The following is a 22,640-nucleotide window of genomic DNA, read 5'->3' on the forward strand; positions in this document are numbered from 1 at the left end:
ATGAAGAAAATTTTACTATTCATCACTTTATTTTACGGTTTTTCAAATACACTCTATTCACAGACAGCTACTGAGGATGGAGTTGTTTCGTTTTCATTACCTATAAGAAATTCTTTAAAATTTAACAGATATTTAATCAACCCAACGTTTAGTTTTGTTCGTGAAACCAATGCCTATGCAAGTTTTTATAATAAAAGACAATGGGTACAATTTGAGAATGCACCCAATACTTACTTAGCCAATTATTCAGGCCGTTTTAGAGAAAATGAAGCCTTTGCTTTTGGTTTATTTCAACAGAATTATGGTATCATGACCGTTTTTGGCGGAATAGGAAATTTTGCCCATAACATCGTTTTAGAACAAGACAGTAATTTAACTTTTGGTATGAACGTTGGAGTTTACCAAAGTGGATTAAACAAAGGAAAAATTATATCTGATGATCCAACACTTTTAAATGGTGATTATCCTTCAAACACTTTATTAACGGTTAATCCGGGTATCAACTACGGAACAGCATTTCTTGATTTTGGGGTTTCTGTAAACAATTTAATTCTTTACAATTTTGGATCGGGTATCGTAAAAGAAGACCCTGAAAGAGCCATCGAGTTGCATGCTATGTATACTGGATATCTTGATAGTTACGGTTTTTTTGACAGAAGTAAATTTTCAGGAATCGTAAAGACAGAAATCAAACAGGATAAAACAGTAATTTCCGGACTTGCCATGATTGCCATTCCGCAAGGAGTCTGGGCTCAGGCAGGTTATAATACGTTATACGGAATTTCAGCCGGTTTGGGTATTAATATTTCTCCCAGCATAGCTATCGAATACAATTACGAAAGAGGAATGGGCAACTTCACCAATATGGGAGGTTCTCACGAATTTGCAATTGCATATAGATTTAAAAGTAAAAATTATTATTACGGCGATGATGAAGAAGGTTCATTAATAGATCCTTCGAAGCCAAAAGCAGTAATGGCTAAGCCAAAAAGTGCACCAGTAACAAGAGTAAGTGGTGTAGAAACTGCAAGACTTGCTGCTGAAGCTAAAGCTAAAGCAGATGCCGAAGCCATTAAAATAAGATTGGCTGCTGCTGAAAAAGTGAAGGCTGATGCCGAAGCTGCGGCGAAAGCAAAACTATTAGCAGATAATAAGGCTAAAGCCGATGCTGAAGCCTTAAAAATTAAGCTAGCCGCAGATGCAAAAGCAAAAGCAGATGCAACAAGAGCACAAACAGCAACAACAAACAGAGCAGTTGCTACAGAGCAAAAAACACAGGCACAATTGACTGCGGATAAAGCGAGAGCCGATGCTGAAGCACGCAGAATAAAGTTGGCAGCAGATAATAAAGCCAGAGTTGATGCCGCCGCGGCTGCAAGAGCGCAAGCTGCCAGTGCAAATAAACCAGTCGTAGCTAATCAAAAGACTCAGGCGCAATTGGCTGCTGATAAAGCGAAGGCTGATGCAGAAGCGTTGAAAACAAAACTAGCTGCAGATGCAAAAGCCAAAGCCGATGCTGAAGCTGCTGCAAAAGCAAAATTACAAGCGGATGCCAAAGCGAAAGCTGATGCCGAAGCATTAAGAATAAAGTTAGAAGCAGATACGAAAGCGAAAGCAGATGCTGCTGAAGCAAAACGTAAAGCAGATGCTAAAGCGAAAGCAGAAGCTGCAGATTTACAATCGATTTTGGCTGCTGATGCAAAAGCCAAAGCAGATTCAGATGCCCTTCAGGCAAGATTAGCTGCTGAAGCGAAAGCTGCTGCTGCTGCTGCTGCAAAAACGAAAGCAACTATAGATGCTGCTGCAAAAGCAAAATTGGCTGCAGATGCAAAAGCTAAAGCCGCTGAAGATGCTGCCTTAAAAGAAAAACTAGCTGCAGATGCAAAAGCCAAGGCTGATGCTGAAGCAAGAGAAGCACGAATAGCCGCAGATGCCAAAGCGAAAGCCGATGCAGAAGCTGCTGCAAAAGCAAAATTAGCTGCAGATGCCAAAGCGAAGGCTGATGCTGAAGCTTTACAGGCAAAATTAGTTGCAGACGCAAAAGCCAAAGCGGATGCCGAAGCTCTTCAGGCAAAATTAGCCGCAGATGCCAAAGCGAAAGCCGATGCAGAAGCTGCTGCAAAAGCAAAATTAGCTGCAGATGCCAAAGCGAAGGCCGATGCTGAAGCTTTACAGGCAAAATTAGCTGCTGATGCGAAAGCAAAAGCAGATATGGAAGCACTACAAGCAAAACTAATTGCCGATGCCAGAGTTAAAGCTGACGCAGAAGCAACTGCAAAAGCCAAAGCCGATGCCGAAGCGAAACAATTGCAAGAAGCTGAAGAGGCGCGTTTGGCTAAACTAGCCGCAGATGCCAAAGCGAAAGCAGACGCTCAGGCACTTCAGGCTAAATTGGCCGCAGATGCCAAAGCGAAAGCAGATGCAGAAGCACTACAGGCAAAACTAGCTGCCGATGCAAAAGCAAAAGCAGATGCTCAGGCACTTCAGGCAAAATTAGCTGCAGATGCCAAAGCGAAGGCCGATGCGGAAGCTTTACAAGCAAAACTGGATGCTGATGCTAAAGCCAAAGCAGATATGCAGGCAGCTCAGGCCAAATTACTGGCAGATCAAAGAGCCAAAGCCGATGCCGAAGCGACAGAAAAATTAAAAGCTGAAGAAGAAATAAGACAATTGCGATTAGCAGAAGAAGCACGTGAGGCGAAACTGTTGGGTGATGCAAAAGCGAAAGCAGATGCAGAAGCTTTACAGGCTAAATTAGCAGCAGATGCACTTGCAAAAGCAGCAGCATCTACTAAAGATGATACGGCTAAAGCGATAGAAGATTTAACGCTGTCTATTGAGAGTTCAACTAAAAATCAGAAAGATTTATTATCGCAGTTTAATACAACCGTGGCCAATAAACAAAGGGATTTGAATGATTTAAAAGAAGAGAATGATTTAAGCGAAAAAGGAATTTATAAAGAGCCAAAACCGTTCAAAAGCGTTGCGGCTGAAAATAGTCAGTTAGAGGCTTTAAAATCGCAGCTTGCTGATGCCAACAGAGCTCAAAAAGAGGAAATCGCTAAGTTGACTAATTTATATAACGAAAGACTCAAGAAATTCCCGAATAAAAATGATGCTTTAAACAAAGCATATCTTGATAAGATCAATCAGTTGAAAGCTGCCCAATTAAAAATGGAGCAGGACAGTGCAACCCTATTGTCGAATTTGGAGCGTATTAAAGCAGAAACTGAAATCGAGAAAAAACGTAGAATCAAACGTGCCGCTTATGAGAATGATCAGGGAAGATATGCGCAGGACGTTGCTGCCCTTAAACGTATAAAAGAAACGACAAAAATAAGCAGTACACCTTTAACCGCAAGTGATTTTGATTTTGGTGAAGACCAGTCGAACATGCAGATTATCAAGAATATCAAAAATTCTGATAGTGGTTATTATCTAATTATTGCTGTTCACAACAGTGTCGAAAAAAGAGATCAGTTCCTGACTAAGGCTGTTGCCGCGGGACGTTCAGATGTTAATTTCTTTTATAATGTGACAACAAGCAAGTATTACATCTACTACGAGAAATTCGATGGTTTACCGGAAGCAACTAAGGCATTAGAAGCAAAAGGAACCAAGCCATACAACGGGAAAATGGCGATCGTAAAAGTGGAGAATTAATAAAAGATTAAGTAAAGCCGATCCTTCTTTTTTAAGAAGGATCTTATAATAAATGTTATAGAATACTAATTGTTTTATTCACTAACGCCCCTTAGTAAATAAGATGTAAGTAAACAAAAAAGATTATGAAAAAACCTACTATTTTTAAAGTATTTATTGCAGCTGTATTTATATTGCTTAGTATTTCTTCTCATGCCCAGTTACGAAAGGGGTTTACTCCGAGAAAGGCAACTAGTTTAAATGGAGATATTTTGGTTATTGGTAACAATATACTAAATAGGGAAACTTCAACTAAAGTTCCTAAAGATCCGTATAATGACATTGGGGATGACAGTTATGTAAACGATGAATTCAATATGAAATATATTGATATCGATACTGATAACACAACTAAAAATTCAAGTTCAGCAACATTAACAATTCCAAAAGCGAGTGAAACTTGTTACGAGATTGTTTATGCAGCTTTGTATTGGGGAGGAACTTATCAAGGTACTGACAGAAAAAACATCAACAAAGTTAAATTAAAAACACCAGAAGCAGGAGCAAAATATAAAGAGCTTACCGGTGATTTAATGTGGGATGAAGGTGCTACTGGTGTAGATAATGCATATGTTTCTAAACCATATGCTTGTTATGTTGAAATTACAGACGAAGTTAAGACTGCTAAACAAGGAGTTTATACTATAGCTGACGTAATATGTTCTGAAGGAAAGTTAGATAATGGAAGAGGAGGTAACTCTGCAGGATGGAGTATTTTTATTATTTACAAAGACCCCTTGCTTCCAAACAAATACATTACCAGTTTTGATGGTTTTAGTATTATTAGGGCTACTGATGGTCCGTTAGATATTCCTATTTCTGGTTTTAGAACCAATCCTTTTGGAGATGTAAATGTAAAATTAGCATTTAGCGCGTTGGAGGGAGATAATAGATTAAAAGGAGATGGTCTTGAAATTAAAGGCACAAAATCTTCTGATTGGGGTGCAATATCTTCACTAACGCGACCAATTGAGGTTACTGGTGGCAAGCGCCCTAAAACAATACCTAATTTTTTTAATAGTAGTATCACAGATGGAGATGTTATTCTTGGCGGACGGGTTCCTTCCAGCATAAACACATTAGGTTATGATGCAGGTGTTGTAAAGGTAGACAACAAGGATAATAAGATTATACAAAATGATGAGACAAATGCTACACTTAGAATAAGTACTTCGTCAGATTCATATTACATGTTTTTTAATGCGTTGTCAGTAGAAATTATTGCTCCAAAAATAGTACTGAGAAAAAATGTACTAGACAAGGATGGCAAAAATATTAATGGACAGCCAGTAACTTTAAGTCAGGAGCTTCAATACGAAATTAAGTTTAAGAACGAAGGAAATGATAGTGCTAAAAACTTTACCATTACAGACATCCTTCCTAAAAATGTAATTTTTGGTGGTCTTAGCAGTATGACGATGGATTCCAGAATTACTGCAACTTATGACGAAGCTGCAAGAAAACTTGTGTTTACAATACCTGATGCATTGGTTGTGACAAATGGACCTCTGGATCCTTACACTATTAAATTTAAAGTAAAAGTGGTCGATGATTGTAATGAATTGATTGACGCTTGTGCAAACAAAATTGAAAACACAGCATATTCTAAATATTATGGTGTAAAAAACACCTCTACAGACGGATTTGGAGAAGGAAGTTATTCTACGATTTCAGAATGTAATGTTGGAGAACCAACAGCAACAAACTTTTTAGTAGGTATTGATAAATGTTTATTCAGTAGAGATGTATCACTTTGTGGCACAGCAACTTTAACGGCCGCTTTGGGGTATAATACTTATGTATGGAGAGATCCAAACGGACTTATTTTTGGTGATAACAATAGAATCGTTACAATTACCAAACCTGGAAAATATACTGTTAACAATAGTGGCGCAGAAAATTGTGAGCCTATCCAACAAACATTTAATGTAACAGATTATCTTGCTGCAACAATTAAAAATCCGATTAAAGGAGACAATATTGATCCGGAGACAGGAGAAGCTTTCGCTTGTGTCAGGGATAAAAAACCGTTTCCTAAAATCTTCTTATGTGGTCTTAATGACAAGAGAGAAATTGATACAGGAATTACGGGAGCAACAAAAGTAACGTGGCAGGAAACAAAAGATGTGCCTTCAAAAGAAGAGCCTAATCCAGAGAACTGTCCTTTTGAAGGAGCAAAAAACTGGACAACAGTTGTAGAAAACGATACTAAATTTATTGCTGACAGAGAAGGTGTTTTCAGAGTGGTTGTAAATTATGGCAACACTTGTTTTGTTACTCATTATTTTAATGTTTACCAAAATAACCTTGATCCTAAAGCTGAAAAGCAAGATATAATTTGTGGTACTAAAGGAAGTATTACAGTTACAAATCCACCTCAAAATTCAGGATATCTTTATAGCCTGAATGGAGTTGATTATCAACCCGAAAGTACCTTCAATGATGTTCCCAAAGGAAGTTATAAAGTTCAAATTAGACAAACTGTATTAATAAACGGTCAAATTTCAAAATGTCCGTTTTATGTAGATGTGAATGTTGAAGAGCTTGAATTTAAAACAGAACTTAAAGCAACTCACCCAATTTGTAATGGAGAATTCGGAACTATAAATGCTACTATTAGTAATGTTCCTGGTAATTATAAATTTATTCTTAGAAAAAAAGGATCTGACGTTGAGATTCAAAATACTGGATTTATATCAGATAATTTTATTTTATTTAAAGGTGTTGACCCAGGGTATACATATGAGGTAGAGATGTCTACTGCAAATAATGGCTGTAGTGTCGTTAAAGAAGTAGAGGTTTTCGATTATCGTTTGACAGCTGAAGCAAAAATTACTAAAACGCTTTCAGCATGTGATAATGGTATAATTGAGGTAACGGTACACGGAGGAACTCCAAGGCCGGGACCGCCACCATATTATATGTATTATATAAATGGTAATGCTAATTATGTTACAGATCCTAAAATAGTGGTTACACCAGAAACATTACCTGCGGATGGCATCTTCAATATTGAAGTTGTCGATGCTAAAGGATGTTCAGTTATGTTGCTCCCGGTAACAATGATTATGGCCCCAAAACCTGTTCTAAAAATTAATCCGGTTAATATTAAATGTTATGGTTATAAAACGGGTCAATTAGAATTTGTGGTAACCCCTGCAGATTCTGGCTATGATGTTTCGTATAGTATTGATGGTACTAACTTTAATACTATTTCACCAATTTCAAATTTAGCTGCCGGAGATTATAATGTAATTGTAAAATATACTTATGATAAAGTAGAATGTGTAGATCCACCAGTAAAAGTTACAATTAGTGAGCCTACAACTGAATTAACTGCTTCTGCCGGAGTTTCGGAGTTAGCAGGTTGTGGAGCAGCAGGCGAAGGAAAGATTCGTATTACAAATCCACAAGGAGGTGTAGAACCGTATACTTATAGTTTTGATGATCAGAAAACCTGGGTTAAAACAAACGACGCTTATAAAGATCCCGGAACATATACTGTATATATAAAAGATGATAATGGATGTATATATTCAATGTCTGGTATTACAATAGAATTGCCACCGGTAAAACCTGAGATTGAAGTAAAAACACCTGTTAATTTCAATTGTGACGGAAGTGCTACAAGTACTGTTACAGTAAAAAATCCTGGAAATGGAAATTTTGAGTATAATTATTATTTAGATAAAAGTACTGTTGCTAATACCAATAATCCACCAAACGTATTTCCAAATGTTGGACCTGGAGAGCATACGGTTCGTGTAGAATATAAATTGGTTACCGTTCCTACTTTCAGTAATTTACTGATGGAAGATTTTGGATACGGTGGTGATGTTGAATCTCCTGGTATCAATAAAGATTATTATTGTTTTGAAAGACAGGTAGAGGCAACGAAATGTAGAGGAAGCATAGAAATCAATGACGGAGATTATTCAGTAACAGCCAGAATTGTTCAGCCTTTTGGACCTTGGTTACAGCCAGGTGATCATACTCCTCCTCCAGTACCTGCAAAAGCAAACGGAAGATGTTTAGTTGTAAATATTGGAGACAAAATACCTGTAACGGCTATTCTGTACGAGAAAACAATAAAAGATATTATTCCACATCAGCCAATTAATGTCGAATACTTTGCATTTAATTTATTAAATAAGGACAACGGTCAGGCTGATCCTGATTTAATAGTTGGTTTGATGGATATGGACGGAAATGAAATTTCATCTTTTCCTTCAGGAAGAATCCCGAAATCTGAAAAATGGGAAAAATACCCTAAAACGGCAATTACTCTTGATCCGAAGGCTAATACGACTTTACGATTTATTGTTCGTTCTAATTTAAAGGAAACAAGTGGTAATGACGTTGCGATTGATGATATTAAAGTCTATCAATTGCCTAAGAGTTGTATAACTACCGTAGATGTTCCTTTTTCAATTCCAACAGGAAAAGGTTTTACTGCATCTGCAGCAACGAATAAAGATGTAACATGTGCTACAGGAGCAGCTGATGGTGAAATTACTATTACAGCTTCAAATTTTGATGCTACTAATGGTTATGAGTATTCTACTGATGGTGGTTCAAATTGGACAAAAACAACAATATCTCCATTAATCGTAAAAGGATTTAGTGCAGGTACATATGATGTCAGAATGCGTTATGATGACACTCCTGAAGGATCAGCCTGTGTTAGAACATCTTCACCAACCATTAAAGCAGCAGAAGTAATAATTGCCGGAGCAGTTTTAACAACTCCTGCAAAATGTTCTGAAGGGGCTACTATTACAGCTAGCGCTACAGGTGGATCAGGTACATACGAATATGAATTAAGATATGCTGCAGGAGGTGTTTACAGAATTTTCCAGAAAAATGGAGAGTTCTTAGATGTTGACCCAGGCGACTATTTTGTATTTGTAAAAGACAATAAAGATTGTGTTAGCCCGGACGGAAAGGAAATAAAAGTAGATAAATCTCCAGATGTAACTGCTGAATTGGATATTGCTACAGATTATTGTTATGATACAACTGATAAAGCAACATTAGTAGTAAAAGCAAGTGGAGGAACTGGTACATTCAGCTATAGTTTGGATAAAGAACCAGGACAGAAATCTAATATTTTCAAAAATGTTGAACCAGGACTTCATAAAATTATTGTAACAGATGATAATGGATGTTCGTCACTTGAGATATCTATTACAATTGAACCAGAATTAAAAGTATCACCTTCTATTAAGGCACTGGACTGTTCTTCACCAACAACAAAAGATGCCATAATAACAGGTAATATAACAGGCGGATATCTTCCGTTTACAATTACGAAAGTTTCAGGTCCGGCTGGAGGAACATTAGATGGCCCGTCTCCGGCAGATACAGGAAGATCATTTACTTACACAACTGGTGTATCGGGTGATTATGAATTCTTGATTACAGATAAACAGGGATGTACAAAAACATTAAAAGTCAAGATAGATCCTATTACAGATCCTACAATTAAAGAGACCAGTAAAACCAATGTTTCTTGTAAAGGTAAGACTGACGGAGCTGTTGTATTAACTGGAGAAAAAGGTTCAGGAGGATATAAATTCAGTGATGATGGTACAACATTTACAAATAACACAGGAATTTTCTCTGGATTATCTGAAGGTCTTCATACTTTTTATGTAAAAGACAGTAAAGGCTGTATCGGAAAATTAGACGTTACAATTGCAGCTCCTGTTGCTTTAGCGGGTTCTGCTGTTATGTCACCAAAATATACATGTGATACAAAAGCAGTAATTACTGCCACTGCCACTGATGGAAACGGTGATTATACGTATGTATTAAAAAGAGGTAATACGGCAGTAGGATCAAATAAAGATGGTAAGTTTATAGATATCACTATTCCAGGAACTTATACTGTAGATATTACAGATGGTAAAGGATGTCCGTTAACTGTTTCGGCAGGAACAATAGAGGCTTTAACTCCTCCAACAGCTATGACTTTCTCTCATACGGCTTTAAAATGTCCGTCGAATAAAGTTGATGTAACGATTGAAAGTGTAACCGGAGGAAAAGGTACAATGGCAACATTCCAATACCGTATTGTGTTGCCAACTGCATCTGAAACACCTTATCAAGGAACGACAACATTTACGGATCTTGCTCCGGGTACGTATACTTTTGAAGTAAAAGACGAAAACAATTGTACGAAACGAGTAGAGTATACGATTGATAAATTACCGGAGACTTCTATTAATAGTAGAGTTGATAATACTGTAATCTGTAAAGGAGCATCTAATGGTAAAGTAACATTTATAATTGGAGGTTTTGGTAATGGCACTCCTTATTCATACATAATTGATGGTGATGCAACAAATATTCTAACTGGAACAACAGATCCAACAGGAACTACTTTTGAGATCACCATTTCAAATTTAAATACTGGTAATCATAAAATTGACGTAACAAATGGAACTACAAATTGTATTGTTTCAAGAACTCAGCATGTAGCTGAGCCGTTAGATAAATTGATTTTAACTCCCGCTACAGTTACTCCAAAAACGTGTGATGATTTAGGAACCGCTACTATTCATGTAACTGGAGGCTGGAATACGAATTATACTTATACGGTAACACCACCAACTGGCCCTGCAATTGTGCAGGAAAACGATAACTATTTTGCTGATTTAGAAGATGGTCTTTACAATTATACAGTTAAAGACTTAAAAGGTTGTGAGGAAACAGGAACATTCACAATTGGAGGAATCGTAGCAATTAATGCAAGTATAACTGCAACAACGAACTTATGTTATAAAGATGCGGCTAAAGCGGCTATTTATGTTACTCCAGATACACATGCAAATTATACCTATACCCTAAATGGTTTAACAACACAGGATAATGGAACATTTACAGGATTAGCTCCGGGTAAGTATAAAATTAGAGTTACTGACACATCTACAGGATGTTATATAGATTTAGCAGAACAAACAGTTGCTACAGAATTAACGGCAAATACCAATTTATTTGCTGGTCCTAAATGTAATACCCCAAATGTTGAAATTAGAGGTAAAGTTTCTGGAGGTACTCCGGGAGCAACAGGAAATCCATTATATACTTATACTGTTACAATTGACGGAAATCCTGAATCTCCTGCAACGACACATAATGTTACGGCTGCTGACGGAACATTTAGCTATATAGATGCAAGTGGTATTGCAGCAGGAACTACTACAACACCAAAAACGACATCTACAGTCTATGTATTTACATTTACAGATTCAAAAGGATGTACGACTACATCTACAAGAACAGTTCAGCCAAAAACAAATCCTCAATTTACAGCCACGCCAAATTCAACTATTTTCTGTAATGGCCAGGCATCTGGCTCTATAACAGTGACAATTGATACTGATTTTGGAGAAGGACCTTACGTAACTAGTGTTCGTAATACTACAACTAATACATCTTATGGCGCACAGACTACTGGACTACCGGCAGGAAATTATACTGTTAGAGTAACAGATGCTAAAGGTTGTTTTGATGAGAAAACAGATATCATCATTAAACAGCCAGATCCAATTGTTGTAGATTATAAAGTAAAACCTATAACTTGTGGCGATAACGGTGTTTCATTAGGAAGAATTATTATTAACACTGTAGAAGGAGGAACAAAAAATTACACTTATAATGTAAAAGGAATCAATTATGATCAAAAGTTTGATAACAAAGATGGTTCAACACAATTTTTTGAAATAGTTAATTTTGGTTATTATGAAATTATCATTACTGATGCAAATGGTTGTACTAAAATTATAAAAGACATTTTAGTTGCTTCTCCACCGGATGATTTAGATATAACAGTATCAAATCCACCAGTAGATTGTTCTACAGGAGGTACGGCAGTTGTTGCTGTTGGCTCAGACCCTCTTAATCCTAGTAGTATTATAGGAAATGGACCGTTTTACTTCGCTATTTATGATGGAAGTGTTCCAAATTATCCTAATAAAGTTGGTTCTTTTGCATGGTTGCCTGAAGACAATCCAGGAATTGCAGGAGCACCAGGAGATAAAAAAGCAACATTTACTAATTTGACACCAGGAGTAAAATATACTTTTATAGTTTATGATAGTGATGCTGCACATGGTGGTACAGGTACTGGTTGTTATTATTTTGAAACTTCAGAAGACGAAATTCCAACAAATTCTAAACTTAAAGTTGAAGGAGATGTAGAAGCTCACAATATTACTTGTTTTACAACACCTCCTACAGCGGATGGAAATGTATCATTCAAAATTTCAAGTGAATATACAGTAGCTACAGATGTAGATTATCAAATTTTTAATGAGCTAACATTGCAACCAATGGGACCTGCTCAATCTGGTATTGTACCAGCTGCTACAGTACCGGTTTCAACTTTAGACATCACTAATTTTGGAGCGCTTCCATTCGGTAAATATATTATTGTAGTAACTGAAATAAAAGATAGAACTACGACTCCAGATTTAAAAGGCTGTAGTATTGCTTCTATTCCATTCACCATTACTGGTTCGGTTACACCATTAACTTTAGATGCAAATTCACCTAATAATGCTAATCATTGTAACACAAACGCCGGTAAAATAGAGGCATTTGCTCAAGGAGGAACAACATTAGAAGCAGATCCGGATCCAACAAATCCTAAACCTGCCATTCCTTATCTGTATAAAATTCAAATTGATAACGGTGCAATAGGAGAAGATGTAACAGATAGTCGTCCACTGGCAGCATCTTTTGATCTTGCTTCTGATAAAGCAAGTGTTTTCAATGTAGAAGCAGGAAATTATTTAGTGTATGTACGTGATGCATACGGATGTATAGCTGTTAAACCAGTTACAGTTGATAAAGATCCGGAACCAGAAATTACCGCAGTTGCAACTGGTCAGTGTACAGCCGCAGAAGGTAAATTCGGTATCTTAGTGACATTAACTAATCCAGGTGTTGGACCTTATGATTATAGTTTAGATGGTGGCTTTTTTGAAAGACAGTCAGCACCGTCATTTACAATTCCTAATGTATCGTCAGGAGAGCACACTGTAAGAGTTAAAGACGCTAATGGTTGTGGTAATACAGTTTTAGATATTAATATTTACGCACCATTAGAAATTGAAGGTTCATTTACAACTCCACCAACTTGTAGAGATGCTGACGGAATAATTACTGTTGATGTAAAAGGAGGATTTAGAACTCCAGTTACTAATTTTGAATATACATTAGTAAATAACACAACTTTAGTTACAAGTCCAGTTCAGGTAAATAATCCTGTATTCATTAATCAGGCAGCAGGAAATTATACTGTTACTGTTACAGATCTCAATACAGGTTGTACTAAAAATGTAACAATTGATTTGGTAATTCCATTAGATCCGGATTTCACTTTAGCGAATACAGCACCAAATTGTGCTGGTGCTCAAGGAACCCTGAACAACGGAACTATTACGGTTAAGTTGCCAACAACAAATACCGATACACCGTATACTTATACATTGAATAAAATTTCGCCAACTCCATTAGGAAGTGCGCTTACTAAAAATACTAAGTTATTTACAGGATTAACAGCAGGTGTTTATGAAGTGACTGTTAAATCTGCAAAAGGTTGCGAAACCAAACATCAAACGGAGATTTTTGCACCATTACCAGTTACAATAGCATTAAGCGAAAGTGACTTTAAATGTACTGGTACAACTTTTAATGAAAAAATAGTTACTGTTACTCCAGGCGGAGGTGCTGGTGCTGTACCTACTGTAATTACAGATTACAAGTACAGTACAGACGGTACAAGCTGGCAGGATGAAAATACATTTACTGTTTCAGATAGTGAATTGGCAAAAACGTTTACATACTATGTAAAAGATGCAAAAGGATGTATTGTTAGTGATCAGATCATAATTCAGCCGTTCCCTAAATTAATTTCTGTTGTTGCAGATTACGGTGACCTAATGGATTGTTTAAATAAGAAACAGGAAATGACAGTTACTATTGCAGGAGGAACAAATACGCCACTTCAGTTTACTTATAAGGCATACGAAGATGGTGTGGCAATTGGTAATTTAGAAACGGTTACTGACAGAATATTTGTGTTTGATGCATTAAAAGAAGGTGCTACTTATAAATTTGAAGTTTTTGATAATAATACATCATGTAGTATAATGTCAACTTCTTATAACGTTCCTGTATTCAACAAAATAAACGTAACTGCTAATGCGTATGCAATGGTAGATTGTAATACAAACAAAACAGGACAAATAGAAATTAATGTTGTTGATTACGCAGGACCTTACACCTATGAGATCCTCAAAGGAGGAGCTTCTTTAACTCCACCGGTTACAGGAGTAGGTAATAGTACAACAACAAGTTCTTTTGTACTTCCTGATTTATTAGCGGCAGGAACTTATACTGTTTTTGTAAAAGAAACGGCTTATCCTGTTTGCGATTTTACAACTGATCCTGTAACTATTACAGAACCAGATGCATTAACCGGATTTACAGTAACAAATGTTCCTAAAAATTGCTTTAATGCAGGTTCAAGAGTTTCGATCGATTTAAATTCTATTTCCGGAGGAAGTGGAGGAAACAGTTACGCATTCGTTAAGAGAAATGATTCGCCAATAGGTAAATATGGTCCGGATAGTTTTGCAATACTGGATCCCGCAACCAATACAGACTGGGATGTTTGGGTAAAAGATAAAAACGATTGTGCAATAAAAGAAGAGGTTACAATTGCTGAGGATTTAAGTCCTTATGATCTTGCTGTAAATGCATTTGATCCATGTCCGAGCCCTACAGGAACTTATACTTTTATAGTTACGGCGACAACAGCTGGTGGTGCTGAATATAGTATTGGTAATGGTTTTCAACCAACCGGTACATTTACAGTAGATAATTCAGGTGAATATACTGTTACTGTAAGAGATAAAAACGGATGTACAAATGAGCTCAAAGTAACGATTTTAGAAGAGTTATCACTTAAAGTGAAAGCTAAGAAAGTGTCAACTTGTAACAATCCTGATGGAGAAATTACTGTAGAAGCGCAAGGCGGAAGTACTGACTATGAATATAGCAAAGATGATGTTACTTACGGACCGTCACCAACGTTCACTTTATTGCTGCCTAATACTTATAAATTGTATGTTAGAGACAGAGTTACAGGATGTAAAAAAATGATTACTGAGATTATAGAAAATGCTACCCCAATTACTGGATTTGCGTTAACTCCAACAGCAGTAACTTGTTTTGGATCTACTGACGGAACAATAACGGCAACTATGACTGCGCCATCTGCAGGTGTAAACGATAATCCGAAATACATGTATAGTATCGACGGAGGTGTTACATCTCAAGAGTCTAATGTATTTAAAGATTTAGCAGCTGGTCATTATAAAATTACGGTTCTTTCGGGCAGAGGCTGTCCTGAAGAAGCAGAAACAGATGTTGATTCACCATTGATTATAACTGTACCTGCTCCAGCGGTAATTCCATTTGGATGTACTGCAGGTACTAATGATGCTAATTTTGCCACCATTACGGTAAATGTTGCTGGTATCACAGGAGGTTCGAATGATTACAAAACTTTTGAGTTTATTAAAGTAGGAACTCCAACTCCTGTATACAAAGGCTCTGATCCATTTTACACAGAGTATGATTTAGCTGGAGGGACTTATATCGTAAATGTTTATGATAGTAAGGGATGTATTGGTACAGCACCGGCTACAGTAGAAATTAAACCATTTATTGGTTTAGATCTTATAACGGTCGATGTAACCAAAGCAATAACATGTAATAATTTGCAGGAAATTCAGGTTTCTGTGAGTCATACCGGAGCAACAGCACCAACTAATTTAGAATATACTTTAGTTGATGTAAATGCTACTGATGGAACAACGGGAATTTTATATCCTAAACAAATCAGTACAGATGGTAAATTTATTGATTTGCCGATAGCGAATTATTTAGTAACGGTAACGAATTTAGATACAAAATGTAGTGTGAAGACCTATCATTATGTAAACGAACCCAATACATTCGATCTTACTATTGATAAAATTGTTAATGTGACTTGTTTTGCGGGTAATAACGGTAGTGCTGATGTTACTTTTATCGACAGATTAATCACAACAACCCCTCTTAATCCTGATGAAGCGGGACCATTTGACTATAAAGTATTTGATGCTGCAGGAATTGAAGTACAAAGAGGAAGTTCTCCTACTGCCGGACCGGTTAAGATTTCTAATTTGGAAGCAGGTACATATAAAATTACAGCTACGTTAAGCGGAACACCATTCTGTACTGTTTCGAAAAACTTTAAAATAGATCAGCCAACAGCTGCATTAGACATTACCGAAAAGCATTCTGAAATTACTTGTTTATTAGGTGATGGTAAAATTTCGGTAACAGCAACAGGCGGATGGCCAAGCGATTATGTATACGAATTAAGATCTGGCACGGATATTATTAAACCGTATGGTCTTTCTCCTGATTTCACAGGCTTAACAAATGGAACTTATCAGGTTTATGTTAAAGACTTTGGAGGTTGCGAAGATTTTGTACCGGTAGTTTTAAATAACCCTACACGAATCGATGTAACAATTAGTGCTACACCAATGCTTACTTGTTTCGACAATGAAGATGGAATAGTCACAATCAATACAGTTACCGGAGGTTCAGGAAATTATACTTATACGCTGCACGGAGTATTAACTGATGGAAGCGTTACAGTTGAGCAATCACAAGGAGCAAAACAGTTTACAGGTCTAAAAGCAGGAACATATTACGTTACTGTAAATGATACGTGGAACTGTACAAATGACTCTAATAAAGTTACAATCAATCAGCCAGAAATTGTAAAAGCAACTTTAGTAATACAAAAAACGGAAAGTTGTAAACAAGTTCCGGTGGTTACATTGACAGCTACTGGAGGAAATGGGCCATACTATTATAGTGCAGATGGAACGAATTACACAGGACCATTCAACTCTTTTGTAGATATTACATTACCTGTAACAACTACAAAAGTTGATTACAAGTATTTTGTAAAAGATTCTAATGGTTGTAAAAGCTATGTGTCTAACACGAGTGCGTTCTCACCAGTTCCGGCATTAGAATTCGAACGCTCAAGCGAAATTGACATTAAATGTAAAGGTGGTGCTACAGGTTCTATCAGAGTGTTGGCAAAAGGAGGTTTAGGTAATTACATCTATACTTTACAAAATGCTGCAGGAATTGATATTACCCCAGCTCCAGCACAGATAACTCCTGGTTCATTTACAGATTTGCCAATTGGAAATTATATCGTAAAAGTTACAAGCTTGGATTGTGATACTGTGTCAACATTGTTCCAGTTAACAGAACCGGATACTTCATTAACAGCTGATGCGGTAGCAACTCCTTTAACTTGTAATGGTTATAATAATGGTATAATTACTGTAAACGCAAATGGCGGAGTAGGAAAATACAAATATGCAATTGAGCCGGAATTTAAACAGTTCTTTGATAAAAATGTATTCGAAAACCTGAAACCAGGTTTCTATGATGTATTAGTTCAGGATGAAAATGAATGTTATGTATTCCTTCAGGATATCGAAGTAAAAGAACCAGCGCCGCTTTCAGGTCTTGAAGTTCCAAATTCTATGATTCCGGAAGTGTGCGTGGGAGACAAAAATGGTGCATTTGCTATTCAGATTACTGGAGGAACAGCTCCTTATACAGCTAGTCTTGATAATGAAAAAGGTCCTTTCCTTTTAGTTGATGGCGATACAGAAGATTACAGTGGGTTATCAGGAGGTAAACACATAGTTTACATTATCGATAGCAGCGGATGTACGACTGAAGTTACAATCGACATGCCATTACCGGTTATTCTAGATCCAATTGCAGATATCAATTACGATTGTGTAAACAATGCACAAACAAACATGGTAACCGTTACAGTGGATAACAGCAATACAGATCTTACCCAGATCGATTATTCGCTTGATAGTGATGTAGGTCCTTTCCAGCCAGGTAACATCTTTACAAATGTTGCTCCGGGAAGACACTTTATTGTAGCGAGACATACTAATGGTTGTAAAGTACCAACGGCCAGTTTCGATATCAAAGCATACGATCCGTTGACACTTGCTGTGTCTGGAGGAAAACCAGAAATGAATATCATTTCGGTGACTGCCGGTGGTGGAGCTCCTGCTTACGAGTACAGCTTCAACGGAGAGCCGTTTACCTCTTCAAACAGATACAAAATCTACAAATCTGGAGATTATGTCGTTGTGGTAAGAGACAGAAACGGATGTACTGCGACAATAACATTTCCTGCAATTTATGTTGATGTATGTCTTGATAATTACTTTACTCCGGCCGGTGTTACTAATACCACATGGGGTCCTGGTTGTACGAATATTTACAACAACCTTGAGTTCTCGATCTTCGACAGATACGGTCGAGTAATTGTTAAGTACCATTACGGTCAAAAATGGGACGGTAGATACAATGGCGCCGAATTACCTTCAGGAGATTACTGGTATGTTCTTAAATTGAATGACCCGAAAGATGACAGAGAGTTTGTAGGACATTTCACTTTATACAGATAACAAAATAAGAGCCCCTAATGATGTTGTCTAAAAAATTAATTACAATGAAAAAGTTTATTTTATCTTTAGTACTCATGGCTGTAACAACAAGTTACAGCCAAGAGTTAAACCTACCAGTTTTTACGCAATATTTAGCAGACAATCCTTTTGTTATCTCACCAGCCTTTGCCGGTATTGGGGATAATCTTAGAATTAGAGCCAATGGTCTTACACAATGGGTGGGTATTAAAGATGCACCCGATAATCAGTCACTTTATGCTGATTTTAGAGTTCTGGATCGTTCCGGAGTAGGTATTTCACTTTATAATGATAAAAACGGTTATACGCGTCAGACAGGAGCAAAAGTGTCCTTTGCGCATCATATCATTTTAGATTATTATTCGAAACAATATTTGTCTTTTGGTATTTCGTACAACTTTAATACTTTTCGAATTAATACCAATGAATTCGATACCACAATAGAACATCCCGTTATAGATCCTTCCGTAACAGATAATCGTTATAATGCCAACAACAACTTTGATGTCAGTCTTTTGTATCGTAATAAAGGATTTTATGCCAGTTTGAATGTCAATAACATCCTAAAGAAAAACACCGATAAATACAGAGGTATTGAGCCCAACCTGCTTTCCAACTATCAGGTATATTCCGGTTATGTTTTTAAAGATGGAGAAAACAGCCGTATCGAATACGAGCCCTCTGTTTACTACCAGTATTTTGCAAGTGACGGACGTTCTACAACCGATTTCAACTTCAAATACAGACGTTACAACCGCTACGAAGACTATTATTGGATAGGAGTTTCATACCGTTTCTTAAACGACCAGTTCCCAAAACCTCTATCAGTCGGGCCAATGGTAGGCTTTATGAAATCTAAATTTTATTTCGGATATTCTTATCAGGTAATGTTCAACCAGCTTGGAAGTTACAATACAGGAACACATTCCGTAACCATAGGTTTCGATTTCTTACAAGCAATCAGTAACTGTCCTTGTACACAAAGTCCGGTTCGTGATTAGTGAGCTTTTTTAGCGTATTTAATACATAATTTGTTTTTTTTTATCATTTACATCGTTTTCGTTGTTATAGCATTGTTATTTTTATTATTTATCAAATTTATTAGTACTTTAAAAGTTATATCTTTGTTTTTCTTTCAAAAAAACTAAAAAATTATCTAATGAAAACTTTAAACGATTTCGATTTTAAAAATAAAAAAGCAATTATCCGTGTTGACTTTAATGTACCACTGGATGAAAATTTTAATGTAACGGATGCTACACGTATCGAAGCTGCAAAACCAACTATTGATGCTATTTTAGCACAAGGCGGAAGCGTAATTTTGATGTCGCATTTAGGAAGACCAAAAGGTGTTGAGGAAAAATATTCTTTAAAACATATTTTAAAAACAGCTTCAGAAATTTTAGGAGTTGAGGTTAAGTTTGCCGAAAACTGTGTTGGAGAAGTAGCTCAGGCTGCTGCCAAAGACCTAAAACCAGGAGAAGTTTTATTGCTTGAAAATTTACGTTTCCATGCAGAAGAAGAAGCTGGAGATGTTGCTTTTGCAAAAGAATTAGCATCACTTGGAGATATTTATGTAAATGATGCTTTTGGAACAGCTCACAGAGCACACGCTTCAACAACTATCATTGCTCAGTTCTTTCCAACAGAAAAATGTTTCGGAACATTGTTGGCTAAAGAAATAGAAAGTTTAAACAAAGTACTTAAAAATAGCGAAAAACCGGTTACTGCTGTTCTTGGAGGATCTAAAGTATCTTCTAAAATCACCGTTATCGAAAATATCTTAGACAAAGTAGATCACATGATCATTGGCGGTGGAATGACTTTTACATTCATTAAAGCACAAGGTGGTAAAATTGGAGATTCTATTTGTGAAGACGACAAACAAGAATTAGCACTTGAAATTTTAAGATTAGCGAAAGAAAAAGGAGTTCAGATTCATATTCCGGTTGATGTAATTGCAGCAGATGATTTTTCAAATACAGCCAATACAAAAGTAGTAGACGTTAGAGAAATTCCTGATGGATGGCAAGGTCTTGATGCAGGTCCTAAATCTTTAGAGAACTTCAAAAAAGTAATCTTAGAGTCAAAAACTATTTTATGGAACGGTCCGTTAGGTGTTTTTGAAATGGAATCATTTGCTAAAGGAACAATTGCATTAGGAGATTATATCGCCGAAGCTACAGAAAATGGAGCATTTTCATTAGTAGGTGGTGGAGATTCTGTTGCTGCAGTAAAACAATTCGGATTCGAAGATAAAATGAGTTATGTATCCACTGGTGGCGGGGCTATGCTTGAAATGTTAGAAGGAAAAGTTTTGCCTGGAATCGCTGCGATTTTAGACTAAATTATCACAATTAACATTTTTTTAGATAGTTTACATGCATAAACTGGTTAAGTTTGCAAAAGTAAGGTTTCTGTAATCGTTTGAATTATAGAATTTTAAAAAAATGTTATATGATTGTAAAAAAAATATCAATAGTAGTTTCGGTGTTTTTTTCCATGTCGATTTTTGCACAGGATGTTGCAAAGACAGATGTCGAAATTAAGCCAATTGTAAAGATATCCTATTTAGATTCTGTTAAGAACTCATTCAAAAAAGATGAAATGGCAACCCGGGTTGACAGTCTCTGGATGAACGAATTAGTAAGTTTAGATATTTATGATGACTTAACAAAAGACATTCAAACCATCAACACAGATGTTACAGTTGATGAAGAATTGCCAACAGAATTGCTGAAACAGCGTTTGAATGCAATGAATGGAAAATCACCATTTAATATTGAATACAATCAAGGTTTAGAAAATATAATAAAGTCATTTCTTAAGAATCGTAAAAAATCGTTTTCCCGATTAATGGCTTTATCAGAATATTATTTCCCAATTTTTGAAGACGCTTTTGCCAGACAGAACGTACCTTTAGAAATTAAATATTTAGCCGTTGTAGAATCTGCTTTAAATCCTAAAGCAGTTTCTAAAATGGGCGCCACCGGAATTTGGCAATTCATGTACGGAACCGGTAAACAATACGCCTTAAAAATAGATTCGTATATTGATGAACGCAGTGATCCGCTTAAAGCTACTGCCGCTGCATCTGAATACATGACCAAAATGTATAATGTTTTTGGTGATTGGGAGCTTGTTTTGGCTTCATACAATTCAGGGCCCGGAAATGTTACCAAAGCGATTCGTCGTTCCGGCGGAAAAACAAGTTACTGGGACATTCGCAACCATCTTCCAAAAGAAACCCAAGGTTATGTTCCCGCTTTTTTAGCTACAATGTATCTTTTTGAATATCATAAAGAACACGGAATTAATCCGCAGAGAGCTGTCGTTAAAAACTTTGAAACCGATACCGTTCAGATCAAAAATCAAATGTCATTCAAACAAATTGCAGATTTGTTAGACATGCCGCAATCTCAGATACAGCTTTTAAACCCTTCGTATAAATTAAATGTAGTACCTTTTTATCAGGGAGAACCACATTATTTGCGTTTACCGAAAGATAAAATTGCCACGTTTGTTTCAAACGAAGATAAAATCTACGATTACGTAGCGTATCAATCACAAAATAAAACGTTACCGGCTCAATTGGCGTTAAAAGTGGCTCCTAAAGCAAATGCAAAACCAGACAGAACAATCGATACAGATGTTAAATGGTATAAAGTTAAAAGAGGTGATAATTTAGGCACCATAGCTGCAAAGTATAATGTGAATGTTATCGATTTGAAAAAATGGAATAACCTTAAAACAAATGCTGTTGCATTGGGAAGAAGCTTAAAAATCAAATCAGAAGCTGATGCGGTTATTAAAAATCCAAAAGAGATAAAATCAACTCTTGCTGTTGAGAAAAGATCAGAAGAAGCCATTGCTGCTGCTGATGATAAAAACAACACACACCCACAAGAGTATGTTGTGGCAGCCGGAGACAATTTAGGAAGTATTGCTAAAAAATTCGGTACGACTATTGCTGACCTAAAAGAACTAAATAGTCTGACTTCAAATAATATTGGTTTAGGTAAAACTTTGGTAGTTGCGAAAGCAGTTCCTGAAATCGTTGAGGAAAATGCAGTTGCCACAGCAATAGCTTCCAATTCTTCGATTGATTCATTCAGGAAAAAAGCAACTTCGGCTAAAGATCTTGGAGAAGATTATTACGTTAAAAAAGGAGATTCGTTGTATAGTATTTCTAAAAAATATCCAGGAGTTACGATTTCTGATATTAAAAAATGGAATAACATTAAAGACGGAGAAATAAAACCAGGAATGAAACTTAAAATAAACGGATAATAAAAAATCTTATATAAATTTGGGTTTTATTTCATAACT

The 22,640-nt window shown here is 36.4% G+C and carries 5 protein-coding genes; all 5 read left to right on the forward strand.

Going from position 1 to position 22,640, the window contains the following annotated elements; genetic code table 11:
- The 5 genes from B0A67_RS07340 to B0A67_RS07360 all read left to right on the forward strand — a co-directional run bounded on the left by B0A67_RS07340 (position 1) and on the right by B0A67_RS07360 (position 22,601).
- Entirely contained in the window at positions 1 to 3,663 is a 3,663-nt protein-coding gene (locus B0A67_RS07340; protein ID WP_072957525.1) for a PorP/SprF family type IX secretion system membrane protein, read from the forward strand.
- A gap of 125 nt (positions 3,664 to 3,788) precedes the next feature.
- A complete protein-coding gene (locus B0A67_RS07345; protein WP_072957521.1) occupies positions 3,789 to 18,293 on the forward strand; it encodes a T9SS type B sorting domain-containing protein in 14,505 nt (4,834 codons plus the stop codon).
- Positions 18,294 to 18,337: 44 nt separating this feature from the next.
- Positions 18,338 to 19,312 (forward strand): PorP/SprF family type IX secretion system membrane protein, encoded by a 975-nt coding sequence (locus tag B0A67_RS07350; protein ID WP_072957950.1) that lies wholly within the window; start codon positions 18,338 to 18,340, stop codon positions 19,310 to 19,312.
- Between the two features lie 158 nt (positions 19,313 to 19,470).
- Positions 19,471 to 20,658, forward strand: coding sequence for a phosphoglycerate kinase (locus B0A67_RS07355; RefSeq protein WP_072957518.1), 1,188 nt, complete (start codon positions 19,471 to 19,473; stop codon positions 20,656 to 20,658).
- A gap of 110 nt (positions 20,659 to 20,768) precedes the next feature.
- Complete coding sequence (locus B0A67_RS07360) at positions 20,769 to 22,601, forward strand: LysM peptidoglycan-binding domain-containing protein (RefSeq protein WP_072957515.1); 1,833 nt, start codon at positions 20,769 to 20,771, stop codon at positions 22,599 to 22,601.
- Positions 22,602 to 22,640 lie beyond the last annotated feature (39 nt).

It is taken from the genome of Flavobacterium aquidurense (assembly GCF_002217195.1).
In the GTDB taxonomy this organism is placed as follows: domain Bacteria; phylum Bacteroidota; class Bacteroidia; order Flavobacteriales; family Flavobacteriaceae; genus Flavobacterium; species Flavobacterium frigidimaris.